The sequence below is a fragment of the Quyinboa mangrovi genome (assembly GCF_042219825.1).
In the GTDB taxonomy this organism is placed as follows: Bacteria; Bacteroidota; Bacteroidia; order Bacteroidales; family UBA5342; genus JBHJHP01.
Genome location: NZ_JBHJHQ010000002.1, coordinates 167,074 through 193,796, shown reverse-complemented (window position 1 = coordinate 193,796; position 26,723 = coordinate 167,074). Strand labels below are relative to the sequence as shown.

Below are 26,723 nucleotides of genomic sequence, written 5' to 3'. Positions count from 1 at the left end.
AGACTGAATTTACAAACTATCGTTTAACATCAACAAATCCTAACAAAAGGGATATTGAATAAAAAGGCCAGTTTCTCAATTTTATCAGCAATATGCCCAATCCCAATTGCACAGTGATGCGCCGGTCCCTGCTTACTCCAACTGTTCATAAATTCTTTCGCACCAATCGAAAAACGATATCGACTATTAGTATTCCCAATTTCAAGTACAGGTCCCTTTACTGATTCTCCTTCGGCCACTAAAAAAAAGATGCCTTCCTTGCCTTCCACTACAGAAAGAAGAGTCACAGGGCCATGTTTTACTGTCATTTGAATGGACAGTCCTTTACCCGGTTTCCCATGATACATTGGTAATGGGACTAGTTTCACACGCCCTTCAGCTATAGCAAAATGAGCCGGACCGTCATGACCAAGCATTATAATATCTTCATCAAAATCCATTAAATAGAACTCTGAGAAAGATCCTCCGGCACCAAATTCTGCCATAATTTTCATGGCCTGGGCATTTTTAACTTCACATTCTCCAGCCACAGGAATATTTCTCCCTGTCAAAAGCGTATTTCCAGCAATAACGGATGTAACAATATTCTCATAATCATTTCCGGAAATCCCCTCATAATAATAAGCCATTGCGCCTAAATTATGATTTTGAATCAACTTGTCAAACGCCACAGAAGTGCGGGCAGCTCTGTCAAGTTCCTCAATATCACATTCAGGTACAACGTCGAAAATAGCCTTAAACTCTCCGATTTTATCTTCCGTTTCTTTTTGTGTTACATTGTCACGGTACTCCTTAAGCTGACACATCTCCAGCAATTCAATCTGAGTTCCAAAAGTGGATGACTGTTTTGTAAGGTCTGTATAAACATCCAACATCCCATTATAGTAATGACCCAAAATACCTAAACGGTTCTTTCGCATAACTGAAGCTACATGTGCGGCTTCAGTCCAGGCTTCGATTTCCAGCCATGCTAAATCCTCATTTAAATGCCCGGTTATAATATCATACTTAATTTCTGATCTGTTAAATACACTTGCTATTTCAGGAACTGAACAGGCCTGACAATGTTCCAGCCAGATTCCTGTCATCTTTCCACGATCGTTTAATGCATTGAAATTTTCATAATTAAGTGCAGAAACAGGTTGAAGGTTTAAAATTATTATTGGCACCTTTGTTTTTTGAGCAACCGGTAATACCGTCGCTGAAAGTGCATATGTTGATATGTATAAAAAGACAATTTCCACATCCTGCTTTTTAAACAGATCTGCCGCAATAATTGCTTTATCAGTATTGTCAACCATTCCGGCATCTACTACCTCTACACCATATGCAGTAAGTCTTGTTCTAATCTGATTTTGATAACCTTTCAAATTATCTAATAACCCATCAAATTGATTCCAATATGTATCTAATCCAATACCAAATAAACCTACTTTAGTCATAGTTTCAATTTGTTTATAGTTTAATTCCGTCTCAATTCCGACACGTTATCTTATCAGAATTCTTTCTCATGGATAAAATTAACAGCAAATTTTCCGAATAAAAAATTCTACTTTAATCAATAATGGTTTTTATTACCTGTGAGCCAAAATCTGTTTCAACTTTTAGAAAATAAATACCCTTACTCAATGTACTAACATTAACTGTATGACTTTTACCTACTAAATTACCAACAATGACCATTTTACCTGCAACATTGTAAAAGGTATATTTACCCGAGGAATTATTATCTGACAGGATAGTTACATAATCACATGCCGGATTTGGGAAAACCCTTACTATTTCTGTCTTTGATGTATTTTGGTCAATACCGGTAACCAGAGAAGCATCTAATGTAAATTTATCAAAATTAAACCATGAATCTCCTTCATTCTGGGTAATGAGATCGTAGCCTATTAACAGGTTTCTGCCTTCGGCTGATACTGGCAAGGTATAGGAAAATGTGAAATTTTTCCACCCGTTTATATCTGTTTCTACTGCGTCAAAAGGCTTTGTCAATGTTTCCAATACTGTATAATCCGATGGTTCCGAATCATAAACAGCAAATTTAACCGCGATACTAACTCCTGTCTGTCCACCAGGCCAGCTTTCCGATGCATAAAAAGACAAATCAAGTTTTCGCTTATTTTCAGGAACAGTTCCTGCAACTGCCCAAATTGAACCACCATCATTATTAAATCCATATCCCGTATAGTTACCGTCATAAGCAGGCTTCCCTGAGTCCTGGCGACCACAATCCGTTGCATCTGCATCTGCCCACCAACCTGGTACATTCCCATTAAAAACAGTCGCACCTCCTGCACCATCCGCACGAAATTTCACATCATCAGCCGGTAATTCAAAACTTCCGTTCTGTATTCCAAACTGCTCGGAAGAAAGGCTATCCAGCCGGGTTATATGTATGAGGTTTATTTTTGCATTCGAGGCTCCGGCAGCCGGGGCAACAGTCATTTTGCCATCAATCACTGTAACAGTATCCGTGGCAACCTTCATCGAAGTATGAGTATTAAAACCTTCCAACACCAGCTGACCCTCAACTAAAATTTTATGATAACTATCTGTATAATCGGGATCGCCTGAACCAATACTGACCTGATAAATACCATTTTTAACAGCAATTTCCCATGTATAACTGATGTCGTCTTTTTGAATATGATTCAGTGTATTGAAAACCGGATTGGAAGTGAAGCTTCTTTCGCGCGTGTTGCCTGTGTTGGCAGGAGTCCATCCATAAAAATAACCATTACCCCGATCTCCAAAAGCCGAACCATCATCAGCAAGATATCCCTCAGGAGTAACACTACTAGCAGGCTGAAAATTGATCTGGATATCTCCGGGTAACAAGGTATCATTCGCAGATTTTTTGTAGTTCCAGATACAAGTATCGTTAAAGGCCACACCATTCTTAAACCCCTTGGAAATTATCGTATTATCTCCTTCTGACAGCGTGATATCATTCCATTGAAAAATGTGATTACTGCTTGTCTGAGCAGTAAAAAACCGGTTGTTAACGTTTAACTCAACAGAGTCGCAATTTGAGTATATTTTCACCTTTGTATTCCCATTGGTTCGTTGAGTAAAACGCCGGCTTGTAATATAAACAAACGGATCGGTTGTCCAGTTAGCTTTATAATAGAAAAAAGCATCCTTTTTTACTTTACGGTCACGGGTAACCAGCCCCTTATCATTTATACCCAGAGCATCACCTTCTGCCCGATAGTCTGATGCGAAATCAAAAGCTACCCAGACAGCGCTTGACCAGATGAATGGTCTTTCCAGCATAGCCTGATAATAGGCCTCATGATAATCACACTGATATTCTTCGGGATGAAATGATCCACCCGGATTAGGACGAATAGACACATCCTGATGGTGATAAATGCTGGCACCTGCACCATACTCACTCATTCCTATTTTGACATCAGGATGAGCGTCATGCAACCAATCGGCCCATGAGGCATAGTCAGTAAAAGAACCATCGTACCAGCCCATATACTTATTCCAGCCACACACATCAAGCAACCAGTGTGTATCAGCCTCATCGTGCTGAGCAGCACCTGTAGTCAAACGTGTTGAATCAAGATCGTGGGCCAGTGCATTCAATTCACCAATAAGTGGTGCCGGATCAGGGCCCGCATGAAAATTAACTTCGTTGAACATGCCCCAAAATAAAACAGACGGGTGATTGTAATTTTGTTTGATTAATTCATTTAACTGCGATCTGGAATTTTCAGTAAATGCAGTACTTGAACTTATCAAATTAACCAAAGGTACCTCAGTGCTGAGGACCATCCCTATGCTATCGCAATAATCATAGGTGAACTCACCGTGCTGATAATGAACCAGACGTAAATAAGTGCATCCTAAATCCTGAAGAATTTTCAGATCTTCTCTACGGTTTTCATTGCTAATGGCCCGTCCAATATCAGGACGATCCTCATGTAAACAAACCCCGTGAAGATTATATTTTTTACCGTTTAACACGAAACCTGTGTCTGCATCAACCGAAAAAGTGCGGAACCCAAGAGGTTGTATGAGGTTGTCTGTAATCACACCTCCAACTTTAAGATTTATCTCAACACTATATAAATACGGATTGAGAGTTGCATCCCATAACGTTGGCTCTGCAACTTCAACATCCATCGAAGTTTTAACTATTGTATTAGGGTTAACAACAACATTGGTTTTTACACTGTCCAGTTTTACTCCGTCCATATCCTTCACATAGGCTACAACTTCAACATCATTCTCCTGCGTTTCATGATTCCCAACCAGAACCTTAATATTCACATCAGCTTTTTCATCCGAAATATTATGCGGAGTTATATAAACACCGGGAGAAGCATAATCAAGAGGAGAAATAAATACAGGATCTGTAATTATCAGCTCAACATCTCGGGTTATACCGCCAAAAAATGAAAAATCACCAGAAAGCGGGGGAGCATCAATGGTTGAGGAATTATCAACTTTTACGGCAACCGTGTTATTTGCACCGTAAGCCAGATATTCTGTTATATCAAAAATAAAGGCTGCATACCCCCCGATGTGTGTCCCAACTCTCTGCCCGTTTACATACACATCTGTTTTCATATTGGCAGATCCAAACCTTATAAATACTTTTTTCCCCTGCCATGCATTTTCTGCCATGAAGGTTTTTCGATACCACCTGGCACCTCTGAAAAGATTATTCCCGCCATCCTGTCCATCCAAACCATTCCATGTATACGGGAGTTTAACCGTGAGCCAGCCAGAATCATCAAAATCAACTTTGATTACTTCTGATTCAGAGGCAGTACCAAACTTCCATGACTCATTAAAATTAACCAAAGTACGCTGAGCAAAAAGACAATTGATATTGATCAAAAATGGAACCAATATAAATACCCGGAACAGTACGTTTTTCATGTTTAAAATTTATATAAAAAATTTATTTATGTATCACCTAATTCAAAAATAGAAGAATATAATGCTCTGTGAATATAACTATCCTGATAATCAATAATGTTTTTTCTGCTAAAGCCGAATTATTACCAGAAAAAACCATTCCAATAAAATGTCAGATATTTATAATTTAGCACAAAGCGACCCTAAAATAGCAAATTATTCGTTATAAGAGAGTTTTGAGCTGACCAAAATATCACTCGCATTTTGATAAGGATTTCCTTATTAATTTACTAAAGGAAAATAATTAAATCGGATTACTTCGAATACCTATAACAGAAGAAAAATTATATTTTTTACCTTTTTCATCACTCCAGGTATGCCTCCGTGGTACAAAGGCGCCGGCCCAAAATGAATATCCGCATCAAGAAACATTTGATTCATTAGCTCTACAGATCTGGGAATCTTTGTAATTGATGGAGGAAATCGCTGTGTTTATAAAATTGAAGAACTGGGTATTTAATCCTTTAATCCGTTGTTTCTTATGCTAATTTCCAACAACCTGTCAATGAAATTCAGAATTCAAAGTGGCGTCGTGCAAGGTAATTTTTTATCATATGTAAAAAAAACGTGTCAATATAAATGCTATTTTAGTAGAATATTTTAAGAAAATAAAAAGAATTAGGAGGAATTTTAATTATGTCACAGCTTACACCTGAAATGAAGGAGATGATAGGGTCTCAGCAATGCTTTCACGCTACCGTTAGTAAAGATGGGATGCCAAATAATGCGCCCAAAAGATCAACCCGGGTTTTTAACGATGAAACGTTAATTTTCACGGAAGGTACAGGAGGAAAAACCTATCAGAATATACTGGACGGTTCTAAAGTAGCTGTAGCAGTAGTGAACCGAGAGATCATTGATGGTTACAGATTTATAGGCACTCCGGAAGTGTTGACCAGTGGCGATATTTACGATAAATCTGCAGAAATGTCTTTGAAAGCAGGGATGCCAAAACCAAAAGCTGTAATTCTCATCCATATCGATGAAATTCACAGCTTAAAACCGGGCCCAATGGCAGGCAAAGTCATCGGATAAATTTTAAAAATGATATTACGGTCAGTATACCCTGACCGTAGCAGCTTTAGCCCTTTCGCTGATCATTGAATTCAGGTAAGGGCTTTCGCTGTATTTCCGTCGGTAAGCGTCATCAATCTGTTTATTTATATCTACTCCTGAAACAGCTTCAAAATGTACGTCTTTTACCAAACCGGCCGCCTCAATTTTTCCGGCTTTTTGTTTCATGGCTGAACCATACCATTTGGATCTGGTTCCATTGTATGCCCTGACATAAAGCTTATCATCTACCGAAACCGACCATATCCAGGTTGGTGTGCCATAGGTTTTCCCATCGTCCCGGAACGGTGCGATATGAAAATCATCCTTTTCAGCTATCTGAGCTATCTCTTCTTTTGATAATCCTGTTGTCATCTTCAGTATTTTTTACATTTCATAACCCGGCTCTTTATAGAGCATCTCCTTTTTCCCTATAATCTCATTCGGATAAATGTCTTTTCTCCATTCATCAAAAGTGAAATCTTCAATGGACACCGAGTATGACTCATCGCCATACCCAATGACCTTCTGAGCAGCCTTAACGACTTCCTTAGCCAGTTTTTGTTTCTGCTCCTCTGTTTTACCTTCCAGTAACCTTATATGAAAGTGTGGCATAACTTTTACAAATTTGGATTAGTCACGTTAATCTTCCAGCTTGTCGTACTCTTCGTCAGTAACAGGTTCCAACCACTCGTTTGAAGCATCTTCGGCAGGAACCGAAATGGCAATATGTGCAAACCAACTATCTTTTGCAGCTCCATGCCAGTGATTTACTTCAGGTGGAATATTTACTACATCACCGGCTTTTAATTTTTGTGCCGGTTTTCCTTTTTCCTGGTACCAACCTTCTCCAGCCGTGCAGAGAAGTATTTGTCCTCCTTTATGATGAATGTGCCAATTATTGCGACATCCCGGCTCAAATGTAATATTGGCAGAAAAAACACCCTCTTTTGTTAATAACGCTATATAACTCTGGCCTATAAAGTATTCTGCATAGGCATCATTTTTTATGCCTAATGGAAATGGTTGTTTGAAATCACTCATTTTTTATTCTCCTTTTATTTGACTGTTTATTTTCCAGTATTGCCTCATTTATACAGCTTATCGCATTCAATGTTCTTGGAAACCCCATGTAGGGCAAACATTGCGTAATTGCTTCAAGCATGGTGTTTTTATTATTCCCAACACTCAGGTTCCCATACACGTGAGATTTTACCTGGCTTTCACAACCTCCCAGCGCACTTAAAATACATAAGGTTAATAATTCACGTGTTTTCAAATCCAGGGTGCCTCTGGTGTACACATCGCCAAAACAAAATGCAGACAAATAATTCTGAATGTGTTTCTGATTTTCAGGTGCATTCTCGTGCATTTTATCGATAATATCACCGAAAATGTCCTTTTGTACATTTAAGCCTTCATCGAAACGGGTTTCTTCCGTTACTCTTTTCTGGCTTTCAACGGGAAGTGTAATCTTTGCAGCTTTGAATACTTCATTTACCTTCTGTATAGCGTTTAACGTTTTTGGAAAGCCTAAATATGGACCACACTGATAGATTGCTTCTTTAATTTCAACCGGTGACACACCAATGTTTAAGGCAGCAAAAACATGTGCATGTAATTGCTCCAATGTTTGATTGGTTGTTAACACTACCAGTGTAATCAATTCCCTCATCTTATCTGATAAATCGCCATGATAAAAAACCTCACCAAAAATAAAGCGATTCAACATTTCCTGAAGGTCCGGATCTGTTTCCTCAAGCGGGCCTGAATGTCTACCAAAGAGCTCTTCAAACTTCTTCTTACTTAATTCTACCCTGTCCATAGTCTGTTTTTATTTCAATTTTCCTCCATAAACAGGAAACATACTGGCATCGCCATAGTCCTTAATCTGTTCCATATTTTTCAGAACTTCCATATCCTCTGCCGAAATCGCGAAATCTACATCCGCATTGTTTTTCATATGACCCGGATTCGCTGTTTTGGGTAATGGCAGCAAACCAAGCTCCAGACAATAGCGAATGGATAACTGAGGTATAGAGACACCATATTTTTCCGACATGTTTTTCACCTCTCTGTTCTTCATTAATTCTCCATGGGCAACCGGTGAGTAAGCTTCCACAAGAATGTCGTTCTCCTTACAAAAGTCTATCAGTTCTGTGGGTGTATTAGTGATGTGTGTCAGAATCTGGTTCACCATTGGTTTTACTGTGCACGACTGAAGAATGTTTTCAATATCAGCCTTTTGAAAGTTTGACACACCAATGGCGCGAATTTTTCCGGCTTTATAAACTTCTTCCAATGCTTTCCATGCCTCCCTGTTTCCTTCCTCATAATGATCATCTTCATGAAACTCCATCCATGGTTTCGGACTGTGAATAATCATCATATCAATGTAATCCAACCCCAGTGTTTTAAGCGACCCGTCAATGGAAGCTACAGCGTCGTCATAAGATTTAACTTCAGCAGCCAGCTTGGTGGTTACAAAAATCTCTTCACGTTTCAGTCCACAGGTTCTGATTCCTTCGCCTACGCCTCTTTCATTCTGATACGCCTGAGCGGTATCGATATGCCTGTATCCCATTCCAACAGCCTCTTTTACTGCTTTTACCACATCATCATCACTAATGAACCATGTACCCAAACCCAGTTTGGGAATCTCAACTCCGTTAGACAGAGTGTAATTTTCCTGTAAAATCATAATATCTCCTTTATTAGTTTTGTTCTTTTAATTTCAATCATCAATATTTATCTTATTAAAATGTTGCTGCATCAATAACATACCGATAACGCGCTTCTTTATTAACAACCTTATCCCAGGCTTCGTTTATCTGTTCCGCAGAAATTATTTTAATTTCGGGCTTAACGCCATTATCGGCACAATAGTGAACCACCTCCTGCGTTTCCGGCATTCCTCCAATCAGCGAGGCATTAAAATTAACCCGTGTAGATGCCAGAGCAATATTGCTAAGATTTATCTGAAAGCCCTCAGGCATACCCACATATGTGAAGTTACCATAAGGCTTTACACAAGCCACGTAAGGTGCAGCATTAAACTGGTATGGAATTGTACATATCATATAATCCAGTTGTTTAGTATAAGGCTGCATGTTTTTAAACGCTTCATCAACTACAATAACCTCTTTAGCTCCCCATGATTTAATATCATCCACTTTATCAGGGGTAGTTGTAAATGCATAAACTTCTGCGCCTTTTGAAACCGCAAGCTTAACAGCCAAATGACCTAATCCTCCAATTCCCGCAACTCCCACCTTATCGCCTATTTTAAAATCTTCTTTCATCAGAGGAGAATATGTGGTGATTCCCGCACACAAAAGCGGGGCTGCTTCCTGAAGACTAATATGATCAGGAATATGAACGGCAAAATGATCCCTCACAACAATATTGGTAGAGTAACCACCCTGGGTTATGCCTGTTGGTGATTTTTTATCCGGGTATCCGTAAGTAAAAAGCGTTTTGCCATTTTCACAATAATGCTCTTCTCCATGCTCGCAACTATCACACTCCATGCAGCTGTCAACCATACAACCTACACCGGCCCTGTCACCCACTTTAAACTTGCTGACATTTTTACCCACAGCAGTTACAATACCTGCGATCTCATGCCCGGGAATCTGAGGATATTGTTGTTGCCCCCAATGTCCTTTCATCTGATGAATATCTGAATGACAGATACTGGCATATTTAATATCAATCAGAATATCATTGTCTCCAAGCGGACGGCGTTCAAACGTCCAGGGTTTTAATTTTCCGGATGCATCGAAAGCTGCATAACCTTTCGATTTAATATTCTGTTGCACTGATTCATTACCTTGTCCAAAAACACTCAGCGGATTGCTGAAAATAACACCGGCACCGATTCCGGCTATGGCAGACTTCTGGATGAATTCCCTCCTGGATTGTCCAGCCTTCTTATCGCTCTTTTTTTCGTTCATTTTTTCGTTCATAGTCTCTTTTATAAATTATTTAAACGGAATATGGGTTATCTTTTCACATACTGACAGCAGCTTTTCCTGTAAAACTTCATCGGCAGCTTCGGGTTTAAATCTTTCCTCTTTTTTATGATACAGTAATCTGCCACTTTTTAAGGCATCCGAATCCTGAGAAACAGCCAGCCAGGCCTGTGTCTCATAACCCTTATCGAGATCGTCAGTCGCCCCATTTCCACCCATTTTGGTTGGCACCCAACCCGGATCGACCGCATTAACAATCATATCCGGATATTTCCGTGCCAGCGCCAGTGCCAGCATTAAATCATGGAGTTTGGTATCAGAGTAGCCTGGAAAATTGGTTCCATCTACTATCGACTCCAAACGATCCTCAGTAACGGTACCACTACGATGCAAGCCGGAGCTGAGGTATATCAGGCGCTCAGGACGATTAATTAGTGCAGTAAGGATATATGGGGCAAGACTATTGACTGCAAATAAAAGCGGAATGCCATCCCTGCTTTTAGCGTTCGCTGCAACATGTAATATTCCTGCATTGTGAATAATGGCATCAAAACTGCCCAACGCATTCACATTTTGTGCCAGCTCTTTGGTTTCACCTATAACTGACAAGTCACCGGTTAGTACGGCCTCCGCATCGGGGACCAGGTTTCCGGCATCCTCTGCTCTTTTGTCGTTTCGTGCATGAAGCACAACGCGATGGCCTTCTTTAATAAGCTTTTGAGCTGTAAGTAATCCAAGTCCGTCTGATGATCCCGTTATAAATATCCGTGACATAATACCTGTTTTTATCCGTTTTCCTCCGAAATATATTTAATAACTTTTGCCGGTATTCCTCCAACAATCACATTATCAGGCACATCCTTATTAACAACAGCCCCTGCCGCAACAATTGAATTTTCTCCTACCGTGACACCGGGCAAAATAGTGGCAGCAGCACCGATCCATGCATTGCGTTTAATAACAACAGGCTTCACTTCCAGTGCCTTTCTTTTAGCCGGATCAACGGGATGTCCCTCCGAGAGAAGATTTACCTTTGGCCCGATCAACACATCATCTTCTATGATAATTTTACCAAGGGCAAGCATGGTACACGCATGATTGATGTAAATGTTTTTACCCACACGCACAAACTCGGCATGATTAACGAAAACCGGTTTCTGAATATACGTTGTAGGATCCAAAGGTTCACCCGACATTTCACCCCAGATCCGGCGCATTTTATCCGGTTCAAACGTAGCATTATACTGAATTAATAATTCGGATGTCCACAAGCCTGATTCGCCAATCTGGTTATACTGAGGATCGCTGAAAGCAACTATCTCACCTGACTGCAGACGCTCAAAAACATTCTGACTCATTTCGCTTTTTAATCAATTTGTGCATATTCCTCATCTGTCACTGCGTCCTTCCATTCCACGATACCCTTCTCTGTATTTGGAACAAGATAGATATGGCTCATGCTGGCATCTTTTGATGCACCATGCCAGTGATCGACATTTGGGGGACATTTCACTACATCCCCTTTATGAATAACTTCAATGGGTTGCCCTTTAATCTGATGATAGCCAATACCGGCTGTTACAATCAAAATCTGACCGGCTGGATGCATATGCCAGTTACTTCTGGCTCCGGGTTCAAAATATACTTCTCCACCTGCAGTGGTAAACACCGAATCATTATCCACCAATCCTTTAACGTAAGCATTACCTGTAAAAAACTTTGCAGGTGCCAGCTGCCCCTTTTCAAAAACATGTTCAACTTCTGTTTTGGCATCCTTATTCTGACTGTTGGTACAGGATGCAAGGATCACCACAAAGGTCAGAACAGTTGTTTTTAAAATTGTATTTAAGTATCTCATAATCGTTTTATTATTTTTCAGTTTAACATCAGATCCGGACTATGAACGTTTCTGTATCTTTTTTACGACAGTTCCATTTTGTCCCGTTTCAATTTTCACAAAGTAAATTCCAGAAGGAACATGATTTATATTTACTGTATTATCCTGCGATGTCATGATGCTTTTACCATTAATATCGAGCAACGATATTCGGTCAAAACGCCCTGATACGTTCAGGTAATTCTCTTCCTGATCCAGATAAACCTGAAAAAGGTCCTCGTTTTCATCCTTATGTTTAATACTGGTTGCCGTATCAGCAAGTTCCAGTTTAACTGATACATCTCCTTCACCCAACACAGCTTTTAATTCCTGCTGAGTTATGTTGTTAATTTTTCCAAGCCGGGTAAAGTTCCATGAATTTGGTGCATAATAAATGACCAGTGCACTTCCCTGGTATAGAATAATATCTCCCGGTTCTGTTGTAATCTGTTCATCATTTCTTGGTAAGCTTGTTCCAATTGAACCTACTTTTTCCATGCTGCCGTAGTCATGCATTTCTATGGTCAACGGCTTATCCTTTAACAACTCAATTAAAGCAGCTGTTGAAGAATTATCCACTAAAGTTGCCGTAAGCTCGGATGTATTATTGACAGTTAGTTTCATCATCGTTTGCTGAGCTAAAATTCCGGTTGCTGTTAAACAAAAAACCACCGTTAAAAAGAAGGTCCTTAATGATCTCATTGTTTTCGTTTATAATGTTTTTATGACTTATCCATAATTTCATGTTACAAAGGTGAGGAGAAAAGACTACTAAACATTACCAAAATTACAGAGCCTCTTACCCCGATTACGGAATCAACTGCCATCGGTCTCAGAAAATAACAGTTTCGGCACTAATCGCTGAATTATAAAGGCATAACAGGTCTCATATGAAACCTTTACCGCTGCTATTCAACTGATAAAATTGCTTCTTCAACAGGAATATCACCCGTACTCAGGGCCATTACCTTACCCATGGTTTCCTGATGCTTTAATACTTCCAGAATGGTGGTAGCCACATCTTCCCGCGGTACCGTTTTCTGAAGATTCGCCGACCCCGGGGTTACGGTCACTTTTCCAATACCATCTTCATCAGTAAGCCTTACGGGCCGAATAATGGTATAATCCAGCAATGATTGTTGCAATTCCTTATCGGCAAAATGTTTGGCAATATAATAGGGCTTAATGCCGGACTGTTCCCATTTTGAACGATCATCGGCCAGGTAAGCACTGACCATCACGTAGCGTTTAACTCCGGACTGCTCAGCAGCAAGCATACTTTTTACAGCGCCATCCAGATCGACCTCCAGTGTTTTATCATAGCCTGTTTTTCCACCTGAACCAGCAGTAAACACAACGGCATCCGTACCGGTCATTGCTTCAGCTATTTCGTCAATACTGTTCTCAAGGCTTCCAACTTTTACCGAAATTCCCAGTTCATCAAAGAATGGTTTTTGTTCTTCCTTTCTGATAAAGGCAGTGGGAGAAAAATTATCTGATTCTTTCATTTTCTGCGCCACCAGTTTACCTATTTTCCCATGAGCGCCAATAATTAATACATTCATGATTATTTGGTTTTATTATTTAGTCATTTTGTTCTGAAGATTTCACAACAGCATGCAACAATTCATGCAGTTTCGCGGCACTTTTAAAAGTTGGTGCATTACGGGTATTATTCCGGATATCTCCGGCCAGAAGCTTATAGATACAAGCTACATTTCTTGCAATGGAATTGTCCGGCAGATCATCGTACATATCAGATGGAGGAGTCAATGGTTTCAGTTCCTCATCCTCTCCTTTTGCGCCTTTTATTTCAAGTTGTATCATTTGTCCATGACCGTTGGCTCCTGAAACCTGAATATCGCCATCTGTTCCATTAATTTCCCACAGAAGATTGGTGCCTTTTGACATACCTCCACGGTAATGCACAGATACTGCTGCTCCACTTTTAAGTTTCCCTGCGATTAAAATCTGATCTTCAGCTGTTTTTGGTTTCAGTTCGCCGGTATCTGTAAGCTTAACCTGTGGAAAGTTATTGAACATCTGCGCTTTTAATGTTTCAAAATCGCCTAGCACGCTTGTTAATCCGGCCAGAGTATGACCTAAAGGAATGTTAAGCATATCAGCACCGTTCGCTTTATCAAACAGATAATAGGAATCCGTGGTTGCCATATCACCCCAGTTGCCTCCTGAACCAATTAAAGTGGTTGATAATACTTTACCAACATATCCGTCTTCAATCAGCTTTTTCAAATAAAGTACTTCGGGTGCATTTACCATTTGCGTTCCAACAACCGCGACTACGCCTTTACTTTCTGCTAATTCTGCCAATTGCCTGGACTCTTCCAACCCATTACCAAGAGGGTGTTCGCAGTACACATGTTTGCCGGCTTCCAATGCAGCCCTCACCAGTTCAAAATGGTGAGGAACCTTCACAGTAACTACTACTAAATCCACTTCGGGCGATGCAATAAGTGCATCAGCATTTTCAAATGCATGAGCTAAGCCCAGTGCATCTGCTGTTGCTTTCGAACTCTCCGGTGTACTGTTGGCAACACCGATGACTTCAAAAACGTCTGTTAAAGATTTCAGGGCCGGAATGTGAGCTGTTGCAGCCCAATGACTGTCTGGATTCAATCCTATAAAACCAATTTTTATACGTTTTTTTTCCATAAACCTATTTTGTTTTAGTGTTTAATATTTTATAAAAGACCTATATATTAAGCCTTTAGCTTTTTAAAACGGGCAAATGAGGATAGCCAAAAATTAAAACTATGATGCTGGTCTGCATCTTTAATTTGGCTGTAGAATAAATGGGTGCGTAATACTTCTATCAAATTTAGAAACTTACAATACAAAGATTGGATAAAATACCTTAAAGTATATTACCTGCATTACAGGTATCCTTACCATAATTACAGAAATGGAAATTATACTTTTTCAAAATCAACGGAAGCTTAAATAAGCTAAGATAATAGGCCGAGATTTAAGTATTGTACTTTATTCAGGTCATGTAACCGGCATTTCATTCAACCATTTACTTTTGAATAATCGAAATAAAAATATTGCACCTCGAAAACACAGTTCAATGCACATGGCAATCCATACACCACGTAAACCCATTACCGGAGCTAAGATCGCAGCCAGGACCAAACGTATAGCCCAAATGCTGGAGAAATTCATAATGCTTGGGACAAGCGTATCTCCTGCTCCTACAAATACACCATATGCTACAATTGAAGCGGCAAACATCGGCTCAGCAAATGCTTCTATCCGCAACGCCATCACTCCCAGCGATATTATTTCGGCATCCGGGGTCATAAAACGCATTATTAAAGGAGCAGCAAAATACATGATGGCACCCATCACTGACATGACCAGCATTCCCAGAAAAACGGTGATGTATGCAAAACGTTTTGCCAAATGTTTGCGCTGGGCACCAAAACTTTGGCCCACCAAGGTAGTAGCAGCTTCTGCAATTCCATACCCTGGCATATAGCACAATCCTTCTGCTGTAATGGCAAAGGAATTGGCTGCAATTGAAGCCACTCCTAATGGCGCCACAATAACCGTAGATAATATTTGTGCTCCCATAATAACGGTATGCTCCAGGGTCATTGGAAAACTTATTTTCAGTGCTTTTTTTAATATATTTTTCTGAGGCCGGAAGCTTCCTTTTTCTTTAGTTAAACGTAAATTTTTATCTTTCGTAATCAGATATGACAACAATAAAACTGCAGTAACAAAATAGGCAATGGCCGTACCAAGGGCAGCACCGACGACTCCCAGGTTCGCACCCGGGACATGCAAACTGAAGCCCAGAACGTGTAATTCTCTGGATGGGAAAATCAGAAAAAAATTAAAAATAACGTCCAGTATTGTCATTATAACATTCAAAGCACTTGGGATATGCATATTCCCACTACTTCGCAACATACCACTGGCAAGAAAATTTAATTGAAGTGCAGGTAATGATAAAATAAATATTAAAAAGTATTTTGACGCATCAGCAGCAATCGAATTATCACCTCCCAACCAATAAGGCAATCGGGGCGCAACCACAGCACCAATAGCTACCAATACCAAACTAAACAATAACGTACTTATTATGGCTTGTCTGAGTATGGCTCTCGCCCCTTTACGGTCATTTGCTCCAATGCGATGCGCTACCTGAACCGAAAATCCCGCAGCCACAGTGGTACATATTCCCCAAAATAACCAGGTGGATGAAACCACAAGTCCTATAGATGCCGAAGCATGTGCACCTAAACTGCCAACCATCGATGCATCAATATACTGCATGGCAATGGATGAAAATTGCGCGATAATTGCAGGAATACTCAAAAGTACGGTTAACTGCAGTTGTTGCCTGAATGATAAGTGCTCCTTGTTCTGTAAAAGCGACAATAAATAACTACTTCTTTTCAAAAAGTTCTTTTTTATTGTTTCACGATAGCATCCAACACATTCTTAATCCGTATCAATCCCTCCTGTAATACATCTTTTGGACAGGCAATATTCAAGCGGATAAATCCCTCGCCGGCTTTACCATAAATTGTTCCTTCATTCAACCATACCTTTTCACGATCCAACATTTGTTTTACAAGTTCTTCAGATGAACTGTTTAAAACCGAACAATCAATCCACATCAGATAGGTTGCTTCAAGGGGAAGAATTGGAAATTCAGGTAAGTTTTCGGAAAAGAAATCTTTTACCATCAAATAATTCCCCCATAAGTATTTTTTCAAATTATCAATCCAAAGTTCCGAATCCGGATGTGTATATGCCGCAATTAAAGCTTCAACAGCAAAGGGACTGATATCGCATACTTCGTTAATATTTATCGCTTTATCTACACGTTTTCGTATTTCTTTATCGTAAGCAAAAATATTTGCAACCTGTAATCCGGCTAAATTAAAGCTTTTGCTGGGGGCTGTACAGGTCACAGAATTTTTTAAATATTGCAATCCTAATGAAGCAAACGGTATATGGGTATGCCCCGGATGTACAAGATCGCAATGTATTTCATCCGATACCACAAATACATTATTCCGGAAACATATTTCACCGACCCTTTCCAGTTCCTCTTTTGACCAGGCACGACCTGCAGGATTATGCGGATTGCACAACAGCATCAGTGTTGTCATAGGATCAGCAGCCTTTTCTTCCAGATCATCAAAATCAATGGAATAGATCCCATCGGAATAAATTAAATCATTGGAAACACTCTCACACTTATTATTTCTAATAGATGAGAAGAAGCAGTTATAAACCGGTTCCTGGACAATAACTTTATCTCCGGGATTAGTCAGGGCTAAAACAGCTGCTGAAACAGCAGGCACAACACCCGTAGTATATATCATCCAGTCCTTTTCGACATAAAAATTATGTCGACGTTCAAACCAACTGATTACAGCCTGATAATAGGCGTCTGGTACTTTTGCATAGCCAAATACCCCGTGCTGCACCCTTTCTGCAAGAGCGTCGATAATTGGCTGAGCTGTTTTAAAATCCATATCTGCCACCCACATGGGAAGAACATCCGGATTAGAATTGCTGTCCCATTTGTATGAATTACTTCCTCTGCGATCAACAATTTCATCAAATTTACCGGGCATATCAAACATTCACTTCATTTTCAACGGTTATAACACAAGCACCCGGTTCTTTGCAATTTTCATCAATAATCACTTCGCCAATACTTTGTGCAACGATCTCTCCACCCTTAGGATTTTTTACACTTTTGACAGGGCTATTAATTTCTGCTTTAAGTGTGCTGTATTCAAAGGCTAAATCAGCATCATCCTTCATGATGCAATTCTCCATGACAAGATTTTCAGCATAACATAACGGTTGCGTTCCACTGATCACACAATTGACCAAACGAAGGTTTTTTGAATGCCAGCCTAAGTATTCACCTTCAATAACAGAATCGTAAACAGTCACATTTTCGGTATTCCAGAAAGCATCTTTACTCTTTAAGTTTGAATTATGTATTTCAACATTCCTGGTATATTGAAAACTGTAGTTCCCCTGAAGCAAAAGATTGTCAATTTTAATGTTATCACAATTTTTGAATATATAATCACCATTTTTTACATTAACATCCTTAAATTCTATATTTCTGCAATACCAGACACATTCTACTGCATCGTTGAGCTGAACATTTTCAACATATAAACCGTCAATCTCACGAAACATTTTTGGTGCATCCACTCGAGTGTTTAACATCCGAAAATTATTACAATACCAAATGGCAGCACGTCCATATGGTGTAAACAATGAGTTCTTAATAACTGAATTTGTATTGTGCCAGAACGGATACTTCCCATAAAACTCACAATTATCGGCATAAATATCACGAGCTTCCTTTAAGGCTGATTCACCAGGATAAAACTTTACATTTATAAGCTGTAAATCGTGGGCCGCAAACAACGGTCGCTCTCCCTCAAAAAATCTATTTTCTAAGCAATTCATCAGATAGTTTCTTTATAATATTCATTGATGCAAATATCAGGATAGAAACTAAATTAATATGACCATAATTCCAGTACCTGCTACCAATATTACGGTTTCAAACCAGTAAAATGCAATAGACAAAATACGTTTACCGCCTAAATCAAGATGTGAAATTTTTCATTCAGTAAAGATGATTACTAAACTCTAAGTCCAACAACAGAATATTCTCAATAATAAATCAATGCATCCTGGATTGAACACATTGATCATTATGAGTAACGTATATAGGAATTCTGCAGGTCAGAAGGAAACGCCGGTCAGTTTTTCGGACAGCTCCCAGAGTTTTCCTGCCTTTTCTTCATCCCTTGAAAGTTCATTGGATTCAACTTTTACCGGATATCCCTTCATTTCCATGAAGCCATCAGGCCCGAAATAATCACCCGACTTTGCCTCCGGATCGGTTGCAGCTCTCAGAGTTGGCAGCGTTCCTTTCTCTACCTTTTGTGCAAAAAACAGGTTCATGAATCGGAAAAAGGGTGTATGCCTGGCCAGTTCTGTAGATGTAGCTCCTGGATGCGCTACAGTAACCAAAAGTCCATCAGGATCACCACTCAGTTTTCTGCTTAGCTCATAGGTAAAATACAGGTTTGCCAGTTTGCTGTCGCCATAGGCACGGTTGGTGTTATATTTTCGTTTATCCCAGTTAAAATCAGAAAAATCCAGTTTACCCATCCGGTGCCCCATACTCGAAGTAGCAACAATGCGGGAACCCTTTGTTTTTTTCAGGAGTGGCATCAAATGCCCCGTTAGTGCAAAGTGCCCCAGGTGATTCGTTCCCATCTGTATTTCAAAGCCATCCTCTGTTCTCGAAAAAGGACACATCATAACACCGGCATTATTAATTAAAATATCCAGCTGCGTGTATTTTGATATGAATTTATCCGCAAATGATTTAACCGATTTCAGACTGGCAAGGTCAAGGTCCATCACATCCACGTCAGCCGCAGGAAACTGATTTCTGATTTCTTCAGCAACACGATTTCCCTTTTCGGTATTTCTGACCGCCATAATAATTTTCGCTCCCTTACCAGCCAGAACCCTGGCCGCTTCCTTGCCTAAACCACTCGTTGAGCCGGTCACGATTACCACTTTTCCTTTTTGATCCGGAATATCCTGTGTTGTCCATTTTGTTTTCATCTCAATTCTGTTTAGCCAGTAATTTACAAAAAAAGATTCATATAGGTATCTAAAAGAAATTACACCAATATTTAACCGTTCTCAATCACAATGTTATCAATTAGAGGAATAAACAAAACACCTTTGAAATACGGGGAGTTTTGTTTATTCAATGTTCTGATTTGTTCATGGGATCATCTTTTACTTCAAACTTTCCTTAAAGAAGGATTCCAGTTTTTCAAAAGGAATATAGTTTTTATCACCACCGTCATACAAATCGATGTGATTAGCCTCAGGTATTATTACCAACTCTTTGGGTTGTGCAGCACTTTCATAAGCCTTTTTACTCCAGTTAATAGAGTGTGCATTTTCTCCAACAATAATTAAAACCGGACGTGGCGAGATCTCTTCGATATGGCTTATTAAAGGAAAGGTCATAAATGACAGTGCACTTGTCAGGGTAAAATTGTCCAAGGTATTCGGATGCCAGCCTCTTTCTGTACCATAGTATTCATAAAACTCTTTCATAACCGGAGGTAATATACCCGGTGCTTTTTGGGCGGGTTTTTTAGGCCACCCCATACCAGGCATTTTAGGTTCTCCTTTTTCAAAGTCCTCCCAACGTTGTTTCGCCAGGCGCTCTTTTGTCTTCTCACGATCCCTGGCAGTTGTACTTCCATCTATGCCATTTCGAATCCAGTCACTAATATCGTACATACTTGCTGTTGCAACAGCTTTAATACGGGGATCTGCCTGCGCTGCCGTTAGAGCAAATCCTCCACTGCCACAAATTCCAATTACACCAATTTTATCCCGATCAACAAAGTCGCGGGTACCTAAATAATCAACACCTGCACTGAAATCCTCTACGAAAACTTCAGGACTTGATAAATCTTTTACATCACCACCGCTTTCACCATTAAATGATTCGTCGAAGGTTAAGGCTACAAAACCCCGTAACGCCATTTCCTGAGCATATACGGTTGGTCCCTGTTCTTTGACTCCTCCATATGGTGCACCAATTAAAATGGCAGGATGCTTCTTAGATTTATCAAAATCTTTTCGCAGATACAAATGTGCGGCAATACTTATACCAAAACGGTTTTTGTATTGCACAGGCGTTAATGATAATTCCGGATTCAATGGTTTTGTCAAATAAATATCATCGCCCTGCGCTAATTTTAATGGTCCATCATTTTGACTATACATTATTCCTGTAAACATCAGGATTATTAATGTCAAGATTGCTACTTTCTTCATGTTTATTTGTTTTTAATTTATACTCTATAATTTATTGTAATCATTATCTGAAACCGGTTTCAACCATTCTACCTTTCCTCCGTTAGCCGGAATTGATATTGCAACATGAGAAAACCAGCTATCCCTGGATGCTCCATGCCAGTGGTTGACATCTGTGGGAATATAAACCACATCACCGGCTTTAAGAGATTTTGCAGATTTGCCATCCTCCTGGTACCAACCTGTTCCGGCAGTACAGACAAGTATTTGTCCTCCGTCATGATGAACATGCCAGTTATTCCGACAGGTCGGTTCAAAATTCACATTGGATAAAAATAATGGTGTTTTACCGGGCATAGTGACCATTTTCAAGTATGAACGTCCGCTAAAATATTTTCTGAACATAAAATTGTACATGCCCATACCAAACATGTTTCCCTTTTTAAATTCATTCTTTGTTAAGTACTTATCCCGGTATTCGAAAGTACTTTTACTTTCTTTCACAGGTAGTGCATTGTATTGGTCATCCGAAACAGCTTCAAGCCATTCATTACGACCTTCCTCTCCGGGAATTTCCAAAGAGATGTGGCTAAACCAACTTGTAGCTTTGGCACCATGCCAGTGTTTTACTCCGGCGGGAATATAAACAAAGGAGCCCTCAGACAGGCTGAGCGGTTTATCACCCTCCTGCTGATACCAACCCTCTCCAGCAATACAAAGAAGCATTTGCCCACCTCCACTCCTTGCATGATGAATATGCCAGTTATTCCGACATCCCGGTTCAAATGTTACATTTGCCATAAAAACCGGACACTCCCCTGGTTTCGTCAGTGGATTAAGAAAAGATTTTCCGGTAAAATATTTCGAAAACAAATCATTTGGCATCCCAGTACCAAATATGTTTACGTTTTCGAATGCTGTTTTGTCTGTGTACTTCATTTCAATTTCTTCTTATATTATTCTTCATGGTATGTTCATTATTCGTTTAATGAATAATTTCATCCGGAACAAAATTCGATGTAAAAGTTTAATAAAACAGACCCGGATTACGGAATAAGATACCCGCATTACAGATAACGCCCTAAAACTCTAATTTTCAGATTATTTAACAGGTTACACTCGCCGAATTCTACCCTAATTACTGTATTACTTACCAATATTACAGAATGTAAAATATCTTCGTATTTTATATCAGATACTTCATTAATTTTGGGTCATATTTTAACAAAAATAAAGATGAATGACATTTTTAAAATCAATTCTGTAACAGAGTATAACAACATGGTAGGACAGGAAACGCTGCACCCTTTGGTTAGCGATATTGATTTTTCAAAACTGCAGCCATTTTATGATCCGGACATTCACACTCACTATTCCAAAACACAATTGAACGTTTATGCTATATTTTTAAAAGACATCAAATGTGGTAGCATGACCTATGGAATACAGAACTACGATTATGAGGAAGGTACTTTATTGTTTATTTCTCCAGGACAGGTATTTGGAGTTGAAGGTGATATTAAAAATGAGTCATTATCCGGAACAGCTCTGATTTTTCATCCGGACCTTCTCCGGGGAACTACGCTGGGTAAACATATTGATGATTATACTTTCTTTTCATACGAAGTAAATGAAGCTCTGCATTTATCATCAAGGGAAAGAGAAAGCATAAACGAATGTTTCAAAAATATAAATTACGAATTACAACATGCGATTGATAACCATAGTAAAACACTAATAGTATCTTATCTGGAACTGTTCCTCAACTATTGCAAACGGTTTTATGAGCGCCAGTTTATCACCCGAAGCCATGTTAATAAAGATATTCTGGTTCGCTTTGAAAACGTTTTAAAGGATTACTTTAAAACAGATCTTCCAATTGATTTGGGATTGCCATCCGTGCGTTACTGCGCAGAAAAACTATTTATTTCTCCAAATTATCTTGGCGACCTGTTGAAAAAAGAAACCGGAAAATCAGCACAGGAACACATTCAGCAGAAAATGATTGATGTGGCTAAAGCTAAAATATTTGACACAGATAAATCAGTTAGTGAAATTGCTTACGAGTTGGGATTTAAGCATCCTCAGCACTTTACAAGGATGTTCAAAAAAAGCGTTGGAATGTCACCAACAGTTTATCGAACGTTTAATGAGAATTAAGCGCGGTTTCACATAAATAAGATTAAAAACTAAAAAGACATACAACATGATTTTAGAAGAAACATATACATTATCGAATGGAATTAAAATTCCAAAACTCGGCTTAGGAACCTGGTTCATTAACAATAAAAATGTAGAACAGGCTGTAAAAGATGCCGTAAGAAACGGTTACAGACATATTGATACAGCCCAGGCTTATCGCAATGAAAGCGGTGTTGGTGAAGGAATAAGAAATTGTGGTGTTAAAAGAAATGAGATGTTTGTGACCACCAAACTGGCTGCAGAGGCAAAATCGTATAAAAAAGCAGTGACATCCATTGACAAATCACTTACAACATTTGGTTTGGATTACATTGACTTGATGATTATTCACAGTCCACAACCGTGGATGAAATTTCGTGGAAACGATCCATACTTCGAAGGTAACCGCGAAGCCTGGAGAGCACTTGAAGAAGCGCATATAGCAGGTAAACTGCGTGCAATTGGAGTTTCAAATTTCGAAAAACAGGACATCGATAATATCCTTGCTTCCTGCACAGTAAAACCAATGGTCAATCAAGTCTTAGCGCATATAAGCAATACACCCATGGATCTTATCGAGTATTGTAAGGAGAAGGATATTCTTGTTGAAGCTTATTCGCCGGTTGCACACGGAGAACTATTAAAAAATAATGAAGTTAAAACCATTGCAGAGAAATACGGTGTTTCAATTCCGCAATTATCGATTCGTTACTGCCTTGAGCTGGGGCTTCTTCCCCTGCCTAAAACAGCAAATCCGGATCATATGAAAAATAATGCTGATGTAGATTTTGTTATAGCTGAAAATGATATGGACATCTTAAAAAACATAGCTAAAATTAAAGACTATGGAAGTGCCAGTATGATGCCGGTATATGGAGGCAAAATGAACCTGAAAACACTACTTGCAATGATATTTCGGACTAATCGCAGTTAGTTTAAATGAAATAGTAACAGAAACCTCAATTACCATTAGATAAGGTTTTTTATTGTCTTAACATCTCAGCTTATTACCTAAATCCACTATTTCTTACCCAAATTACGGAATATGGTTTTACAGCGGGTCAAGCTGATAATTGTTGCCTATCTTTGTAAGTGTAACCGATAAGATTTTTATTATGAGTCAGGTTAACAGAATAAATTCAGTAAAGGAATACAACAATCTGGTTGGACAGGAAACCCTGCATCCATTGGTAAGTGTTATTGATTTTTCCAAAGTTAAGCCTTTTGAGTTTTTCAAGGTGCATATGAATGTGTATGCCATTTTTTTAAAGGATATCAAATGTGGTAATATAACGTATGGGATTAACAACTATGATTATGAAGAAGGCACGCTGATTTTTATATCTCCGGGCCAGGTTTATGGCGTTGAAAGCAATGGCGAAAAGCAACAGGCCTTCGGCACTGCCATCATCTTTCATCCGGATCTGATCCATGGCACATCGCTGGGCAAAAATATTCAGGATTATACCTTTTTCTCATACGAAGTGAACGAGGCATTGCACCTTTCTGCGAGGGAAAGAGAGATTATAAACGATTGTATCAATAAAATAAACTACGAACTTGAACATGCTATTGATGCACACAGTAAAACACTTATTGTTTCTTACATTGAACTCTTTTTAAACTATAGCAAGCGGTTTTACGAACGTCAGTTTATTACACGCAGCCACGTTAATAAAGACATCCTGACACGCTTCGAGCATGTATTAAACAATTATTTTGCATCTGATGAACCTCTTGAATCGGGATTGCCGTCGGTTCGCCACTGTGCCGATAAGCTGTTTATTTCGCCAAACTACCTTGGCGACTTGCTAAAGAAAGAAACAGGAAAGTCAGCACAGGAACACATCCAGCTTAAAATGATTGGTGTAGCTAAAGAGAAGATTTTCGACTCTGAAAAATCCATCAGTGAGATAGCTTATGAGCTGGGGTTCAGGCATCCTCAGCATTTTACACGGATGTTTAAAAAGCAGGTGGGAATGTCACCGATTGAATACAGGAACCAAAATTAAAATAACCTGGTACAATAAAAACCCCGACTTCTAACGTAGCCGGGGTTTGGTTCCGATTATTTACTACTGCTTATAGCTTACAGTAAATACTTAATGCCTTAAATTACTTTGCTCACTGTAATTATTGTGCAATGCTGAATCAAAATTGAATGCATCCTAAAACGGATCGGTCAGTTTTTCCTGCCTTTTCTCTGCTTCATTATAAAACCAACAACACCCATAAATCCCCCCATGAATCCGCTTATAGCTCCACTCATGCCATTATTGAATGCATTCTGAGTATGTGTTTGCGGAAAAGAGATGATGAAATATACCATAATAAAACTCATAATGAATCCCATTATTCCTCCTATGAGTCCCTGTTTTACGTAAGTTTTAACCATGTTTTATTCTTTTTACAATTATTACCTAACTGATTATCTACCCTACCAAAGCAGCGTACTAATGAAAATACCCCACTGGTGATCCTTCATTTTCATCGGTCCATACCAATCATAATTCAGAGCACAACCGAAAGAGAACGTTTTATACGAAAGTCCGAGTCGACCATAAGCATGGCTCCTGTCGTGTTTTCCTGTTTCGGTATTCTGATTATATAATGCCTGAGCCCTCGTGTACAGCGACCACTTGTCCTTTATTACGGGTCTGTATTCTGCCATGGCTAAGGCCTCATAATTATGGCTTTCACTTAAATATAGTCCTGATATAATAGCACACATAAAGGTTCTGCTCATGTATGCGTACTGCCCTCCGGCATATGGACGAAAGCCCCATATTGAACTATAAGCAGCACCTGAAAGCACACTAACATTTTTAACCAGCTCATACTTCAAAAGCATCAGGTTCAAAGATTCTCTCAGGTATTCATCATTGTCGTAATTTGCTTTTATATATGAAAGTGAAAAAAATCCTAATTTGCTTTCCGGACTAAATTTTTTATCGATGATTAGTTGTGATGTCCAGCTTTTGGTTCCTAAAACAACTTCAAGCGGAATTGGTGCAGATGTTGGAGCTGCCCCACTTTTGGATTGTGCACTGGTTGGAAAAGAAACGAACAATGCGATTATCGACAACACAACAGAAAACGTATAAACTCTAAATTTATTCATGAAAATTATGCATTATAATGATTATAATGCAAAAGTAAAGGCCGGGAAAATGAAATCCTTTTACATTTGTTAAAAAATCATTTTCTTGATCGGATCCGGCTTAAAGAAACCTGTGAAATGCCAAGAAATCCTGCCGTATCACCCAGGCTAATGCGCTGTTGCAGATGGCCATATTCCTCAATAAACCGGGCATACCGTTCTGTTGCATCCAGATAAAGCAGGTTCTTCAGATTTGAAATTGCGGTATAGGCTACCATGGAAACAAACCTGCGGGCAAAGCTTTCAAACGAGTGATAGGTCTGGCACAAGCGCTCAAAATCTTCATATTCGAGATAACTTATCCTTGTATCTTCGATGGCTATAGTTGAATACTCAGCGGGCAGATTATTAAAAAAACTGTCGGTAGCAATAAAAAAATCCTCCTCTTCAAAAAACCGTAGTACATACTGATTGTCCTTATGATAATAGTTATGCTTTACCAGACCTTCCTCAACAAAAAAAAGACATTTACATATCCGCCCATGTGCATGGATCACCTCTCCCTTTTTATAATCCCGGGTTTGAAAACAATCCGACAGTTCTGCAGATGCCTCTTCAGATAAAGGGAATAAACTATTTACACCTTTAATAAACAAACTCATAATTCCGCTTTTATGGCAAGAATGCCAGCATTAGTTATACCTATAACTTAGATATAACC

The 26,723-nt window shown here is 39.2% G+C and carries 27 protein-coding genes; 4 read left to right on the top strand and 23 right to left on the bottom strand.

Annotation, left to right across the window (positions count from 1 at the left end; all coding sequences use genetic code 11):
• Positions 1 to 29 precede the first annotated feature (29 nt).
• Positions 30 to 1,442: a hypothetical protein gene (locus tag ACE1ET_RS04085; protein WP_375727089.1), complete on the bottom strand. Its 1,413-nt coding sequence runs from the start codon at positions 1,440 to 1,442 to the stop codon at positions 30 to 32.
• Positions 1,443 to 1,554: 112 nt separating this feature from the next.
• Positions 1,555 to 4,905 (bottom strand): glycoside hydrolase family 2 TIM barrel-domain containing protein, encoded by a 3,351-nt coding sequence (locus ACE1ET_RS04080; RefSeq protein WP_375727088.1) that lies wholly within the window; start codon positions 4,903 to 4,905, stop codon positions 1,555 to 1,557.
• Positions 4,906 to 5,580: 675 nt separating this feature from the next.
• Between ACE1ET_RS04080 and ACE1ET_RS04075 the strand changes: the two genes are divergently transcribed.
• Positions 5,581 to 5,979 carry a pyridoxamine 5'-phosphate oxidase family protein gene (locus ACE1ET_RS04075; RefSeq protein ID WP_375727087.1) on the top strand — a complete coding sequence of 133 codons (399 nt, stop codon included), beginning with the start codon at positions 5,581 to 5,583 and terminating at the stop codon, positions 5,977 to 5,979.
• Between the two features lie 21 nt (positions 5,980 to 6,000).
• Here ACE1ET_RS04075 and ACE1ET_RS04070 read toward each other — a convergent pair whose 3' ends face one another.
• The 18 genes from ACE1ET_RS04070 to ACE1ET_RS03985 all read right to left on the bottom strand — a co-directional run bounded on the left by ACE1ET_RS04070 (position 6,001) and on the right by ACE1ET_RS03985 (position 21,660).
• Positions 6,001 to 6,372, bottom strand: a complete 372-nt coding sequence (locus ACE1ET_RS04070; RefSeq protein WP_375727086.1) for a DUF2255 family protein — start codon at positions 6,370 to 6,372, stop codon at positions 6,001 to 6,003.
• Between the two features lie 12 nt (positions 6,373 to 6,384).
• Positions 6,385 to 6,612: a tautomerase family protein gene (locus tag ACE1ET_RS04065; RefSeq protein ID WP_375727085.1), complete on the bottom strand. Its 228-nt coding sequence runs from the start codon at positions 6,610 to 6,612 to the stop codon at positions 6,385 to 6,387.
• A gap of 27 nt (positions 6,613 to 6,639) precedes the next feature.
• A complete protein-coding gene (locus ACE1ET_RS04060) occupies positions 6,640 to 7,041 on the bottom strand; it encodes a cupin domain-containing protein (protein ID WP_375727084.1) in 402 nt (133 codons plus the stop codon).
• On the bottom strand, positions 7,034 to 7,822 hold the full coding sequence (locus tag ACE1ET_RS04055) for a carboxymuconolactone decarboxylase family protein (RefSeq protein ID WP_375727083.1): 789 nt from the start codon (positions 7,820 to 7,822) through the stop codon (positions 7,034 to 7,036). The genes ACE1ET_RS04060 and ACE1ET_RS04055 overlap by 8 nt, the downstream gene beginning before the upstream one ends.
• Before the next feature lie 9 nt (positions 7,823 to 7,831).
• Positions 7,832 to 8,698: an aldo/keto reductase gene (locus ACE1ET_RS04050; protein WP_375727082.1), complete on the bottom strand. Its 867-nt coding sequence runs from the start codon at positions 8,696 to 8,698 to the stop codon at positions 7,832 to 7,834.
• A gap of 55 nt (positions 8,699 to 8,753) precedes the next feature.
• On the bottom strand, positions 8,754 to 9,965 hold the full coding sequence (locus ACE1ET_RS04045; RefSeq protein ID WP_375727081.1) for an NAD(P)-dependent alcohol dehydrogenase: 1,212 nt from the start codon (positions 9,963 to 9,965) through the stop codon (positions 8,754 to 8,756).
• A 15-nt stretch (positions 9,966 to 9,980) separates the two neighbouring features.
• Positions 9,981 to 10,745, bottom strand: coding sequence for an SDR family NAD(P)-dependent oxidoreductase (locus ACE1ET_RS04040; protein ID WP_375727080.1), 765 nt, complete (start codon positions 10,743 to 10,745; stop codon positions 9,981 to 9,983).
• 11 nt (positions 10,746 to 10,756) lie between these two features.
• A complete protein-coding gene (locus tag ACE1ET_RS04035; protein ID WP_375727079.1) occupies positions 10,757 to 11,329 on the bottom strand; it encodes a DapH/DapD/GlmU-related protein in 573 nt (190 codons plus the stop codon).
• An 8-nt stretch (positions 11,330 to 11,337) separates the two neighbouring features.
• Positions 11,338 to 11,829 (bottom strand): cupin domain-containing protein, encoded by a 492-nt coding sequence (locus tag ACE1ET_RS04030; protein ID WP_375727078.1) that lies wholly within the window; start codon positions 11,827 to 11,829, stop codon positions 11,338 to 11,340.
• Between the two features lie 39 nt (positions 11,830 to 11,868).
• Positions 11,869 to 12,549 carry a cyclophilin-like fold protein gene (locus ACE1ET_RS04025; protein ID WP_375727077.1) on the bottom strand — a complete coding sequence of 227 codons (681 nt, stop codon included), beginning with the start codon at positions 12,547 to 12,549 and terminating at the stop codon, positions 11,869 to 11,871.
• 206 nt (positions 12,550 to 12,755) lie between these two features.
• Positions 12,756 to 13,412 (bottom strand): SDR family oxidoreductase, encoded by a 657-nt coding sequence (locus tag ACE1ET_RS04020; RefSeq protein ID WP_375727076.1) that lies wholly within the window; start codon positions 13,410 to 13,412, stop codon positions 12,756 to 12,758.
• 19 nt (positions 13,413 to 13,431) lie between these two features.
• Positions 13,432 to 14,520: a Gfo/Idh/MocA family protein gene (locus ACE1ET_RS04015; RefSeq protein WP_375727075.1), complete on the bottom strand. Its 1,089-nt coding sequence runs from the start codon at positions 14,518 to 14,520 to the stop codon at positions 13,432 to 13,434.
• Positions 14,521 to 14,856: 336 nt separating this feature from the next.
• The gene (locus tag ACE1ET_RS04010) at positions 14,857 to 16,275 is read right to left on the bottom strand and encodes an MATE family efflux transporter (RefSeq protein WP_375727074.1); all 1,419 of its coding nucleotides are present in this window, start codon (positions 16,273 to 16,275) and stop codon (positions 14,857 to 14,859) included.
• 11 nt (positions 16,276 to 16,286) lie between these two features.
• Positions 16,287 to 17,474 (bottom strand): MalY/PatB family protein, encoded by a 1,188-nt coding sequence (locus ACE1ET_RS04005; protein ID WP_375727073.1) that lies wholly within the window; start codon positions 17,472 to 17,474, stop codon positions 16,287 to 16,289.
• Entirely contained in the window at positions 17,467 to 18,324 is an 858-nt protein-coding gene (locus tag ACE1ET_RS04000; RefSeq protein WP_375727072.1) for a DUF3737 family protein, read from the bottom strand. Before ACE1ET_RS04000 ends, ACE1ET_RS04005 begins: the two co-directional genes overlap by 8 nt.
• 282 nt (positions 18,325 to 18,606) lie before the next feature.
• Positions 18,607 to 19,503 (bottom strand): oxidoreductase, encoded by an 897-nt coding sequence (locus ACE1ET_RS03995; RefSeq protein ID WP_375727071.1) that lies wholly within the window; start codon positions 19,501 to 19,503, stop codon positions 18,607 to 18,609.
• Positions 19,504 to 19,683: 180 nt separating this feature from the next.
• Positions 19,684 to 20,742, bottom strand: coding sequence for an alpha/beta hydrolase (locus ACE1ET_RS03990; protein WP_375727070.1), 1,059 nt, complete (start codon positions 20,740 to 20,742; stop codon positions 19,684 to 19,686).
• A 24-nt stretch (positions 20,743 to 20,766) separates the two neighbouring features.
• Positions 20,767 to 21,660: a cupin domain-containing protein gene (locus tag ACE1ET_RS03985; RefSeq protein ID WP_375727069.1), complete on the bottom strand. Its 894-nt coding sequence runs from the start codon at positions 21,658 to 21,660 to the stop codon at positions 20,767 to 20,769.
• Positions 21,661 to 21,957: 297 nt separating this feature from the next.
• On the opposite strand from ACE1ET_RS03985, the gene ACE1ET_RS03980 reads away from it, so the two are divergent.
• From ACE1ET_RS03980 to ACE1ET_RS03970, 3 genes are all read left to right on the top strand, one after another.
• Positions 21,958 to 22,881, top strand: coding sequence for a helix-turn-helix domain-containing protein (locus ACE1ET_RS03980; RefSeq protein WP_375727068.1), 924 nt, complete (start codon positions 21,958 to 21,960; stop codon positions 22,879 to 22,881).
• Between the two features lie 46 nt (positions 22,882 to 22,927).
• On the top strand, positions 22,928 to 23,836 hold the full coding sequence (locus tag ACE1ET_RS03975; protein WP_375727067.1) for an aldo/keto reductase: 909 nt from the start codon (positions 22,928 to 22,930) through the stop codon (positions 23,834 to 23,836).
• 181 nt (positions 23,837 to 24,017) lie between these two features.
• On the top strand, positions 24,018 to 24,914 hold the full coding sequence (locus tag ACE1ET_RS03970) for a helix-turn-helix domain-containing protein (RefSeq protein WP_375727066.1): 897 nt from the start codon (positions 24,018 to 24,020) through the stop codon (positions 24,912 to 24,914).
• Positions 24,915 to 25,084: 170 nt separating this feature from the next.
• Here the strand turns inward: ACE1ET_RS03970 and ACE1ET_RS03965 are convergent, their stop codons facing one another.
• The 3 genes from ACE1ET_RS03965 to ACE1ET_RS03955 all read right to left on the bottom strand — a co-directional run bounded on the left by ACE1ET_RS03965 (position 25,085) and on the right by ACE1ET_RS03955 (position 26,664).
• A complete protein-coding gene (locus ACE1ET_RS03965) occupies positions 25,085 to 25,297 on the bottom strand; it encodes a hypothetical protein (protein WP_375720739.1) in 213 nt (70 codons plus the stop codon).
• 42 nt (positions 25,298 to 25,339) lie between these two features.
• Positions 25,340 to 26,023, bottom strand: a complete 684-nt coding sequence (locus ACE1ET_RS03960) for a hypothetical protein (protein WP_375727065.1) — start codon at positions 26,021 to 26,023, stop codon at positions 25,340 to 25,342.
• 77 nt (positions 26,024 to 26,100) lie between these two features.
• Positions 26,101 to 26,664, bottom strand: coding sequence for a Crp/Fnr family transcriptional regulator (locus tag ACE1ET_RS03955; protein ID WP_375727064.1), 564 nt, complete (start codon positions 26,662 to 26,664; stop codon positions 26,101 to 26,103).
• Positions 26,665 to 26,723 lie beyond the last annotated feature (59 nt).

Excerpts from the sequence above, each read along its gene's own strand:
- ACE1ET_RS04040 (WP_375727080.1), bottom strand. The coding sequence starts at position 10,745 with ATGTCACGGATATTTATAACGGGATCATCAGACGGACTTGGATTACTT.
- ACE1ET_RS03970 (WP_375727066.1), top strand. The coding sequence starts at position 24,018 with ATGAGTCAGGTTAACAGAATAAATTCAGTAAAGGAATACAACAATCTG.
- ACE1ET_RS04045 (WP_375727081.1), bottom strand. The coding sequence starts at position 9,965 with ATGAACGAAAAAATGAACGAAAAAAAGAGCGATAAGAAGGCTGGACAA.
- ACE1ET_RS03985 (WP_375727069.1), bottom strand. The coding sequence starts at position 21,660 with ATGAAGTACACAGACAAAACAGCATTCGAAAACGTAAACATATTTGGT.
- ACE1ET_RS03990 (WP_375727070.1), bottom strand. The coding sequence starts at position 20,742 with ATGAAGAAAGTAGCAATCTTGACATTAATAATCCTGATGTTTACAGGA.
- ACE1ET_RS03980 (WP_375727068.1), top strand. The coding sequence starts at position 21,958 with ATGAATGACATTTTTAAAATCAATTCTGTAACAGAGTATAACAACATG.
- ACE1ET_RS04075 (WP_375727087.1), top strand. The coding sequence starts at position 5,581 with ATGTCACAGCTTACACCTGAAATGAAGGAGATGATAGGGTCTCAGCAA.
- ACE1ET_RS04035 (WP_375727079.1), bottom strand. The coding sequence starts at position 11,329 with ATGAGTCAGAATGTTTTTGAGCGTCTGCAGTCAGGTGAGATAGTTGCT.
- ACE1ET_RS03975 (WP_375727067.1), top strand. The coding sequence starts at position 22,928 with ATGATTTTAGAAGAAACATATACATTATCGAATGGAATTAAAATTCCA.
- ACE1ET_RS04065 (WP_375727085.1), bottom strand. The coding sequence starts at position 6,612 with ATGCCACACTTTCATATAAGGTTACTGGAAGGTAAAACAGAGGAGCAG.
- ACE1ET_RS04015 (WP_375727075.1), bottom strand. The coding sequence starts at position 14,520 with ATGGAAAAAAAACGTATAAAAATTGGTTTTATAGGATTGAATCCAGAC.
- ACE1ET_RS03965 (WP_375720739.1), bottom strand. The coding sequence starts at position 25,297 with ATGGTTAAAACTTACGTAAAACAGGGACTCATAGGAGGAATAATGGGA.
- ACE1ET_RS04085 (WP_375727089.1), bottom strand. The coding sequence starts at position 1,442 with ATGACTAAAGTAGGTTTATTTGGTATTGGATTAGATACATATTGGAAT.
- ACE1ET_RS04060 (WP_375727084.1), bottom strand. The coding sequence starts at position 7,041 with ATGAGTGATTTCAAACAACCATTTCCATTAGGCATAAAAAATGATGCC.
- ACE1ET_RS04000 (WP_375727072.1), bottom strand. The coding sequence starts at position 18,324 with ATGAATTGCTTAGAAAATAGATTTTTTGAGGGAGAGCGACCGTTGTTT.
- ACE1ET_RS04005 (WP_375727073.1), bottom strand. The coding sequence starts at position 17,474 with ATGTTTGATATGCCCGGTAAATTTGATGAAATTGTTGATCGCAGAGGA.
- ACE1ET_RS03955 (WP_375727064.1), bottom strand. The coding sequence starts at position 26,664 with ATGAGTTTGTTTATTAAAGGTGTAAATAGTTTATTCCCTTTATCTGAA.
- ACE1ET_RS03995 (WP_375727071.1), bottom strand. The coding sequence starts at position 19,503 with ATGAAAACAAAATGGACAACACAGGATATTCCGGATCAAAAAGGAAAA.
- ACE1ET_RS04025 (WP_375727077.1), bottom strand. The coding sequence starts at position 12,549 with ATGAGATCATTAAGGACCTTCTTTTTAACGGTGGTTTTTTGTTTAACA.
- ACE1ET_RS03960 (WP_375727065.1), bottom strand. The coding sequence starts at position 26,023 with ATGAATAAATTTAGAGTTTATACGTTTTCTGTTGTGTTGTCGATAATC.
- ACE1ET_RS04030 (WP_375727078.1), bottom strand. The coding sequence starts at position 11,829 with ATGAGATACTTAAATACAATTTTAAAAACAACTGTTCTGACCTTTGTG.
- ACE1ET_RS04080 (WP_375727088.1), bottom strand. The coding sequence starts at position 4,905 with ATGAAAAACGTACTGTTCCGGGTATTTATATTGGTTCCATTTTTGATC.
- ACE1ET_RS04050 (WP_375727082.1), bottom strand. The coding sequence starts at position 8,698 with ATGATTTTACAGGAAAATTACACTCTGTCTAACGGAGTTGAGATTCCC.
- ACE1ET_RS04055 (WP_375727083.1), bottom strand. The coding sequence starts at position 7,822 with ATGGACAGGGTAGAATTAAGTAAGAAGAAGTTTGAAGAGCTCTTTGGT.
- ACE1ET_RS04070 (WP_375727086.1), bottom strand. The coding sequence starts at position 6,372 with ATGACAACAGGATTATCAAAAGAAGAGATAGCTCAGATAGCTGAAAAG.
- ACE1ET_RS04020 (WP_375727076.1), bottom strand. The coding sequence starts at position 13,412 with ATGAATGTATTAATTATTGGCGCTCATGGGAAAATAGGTAAACTGGTG.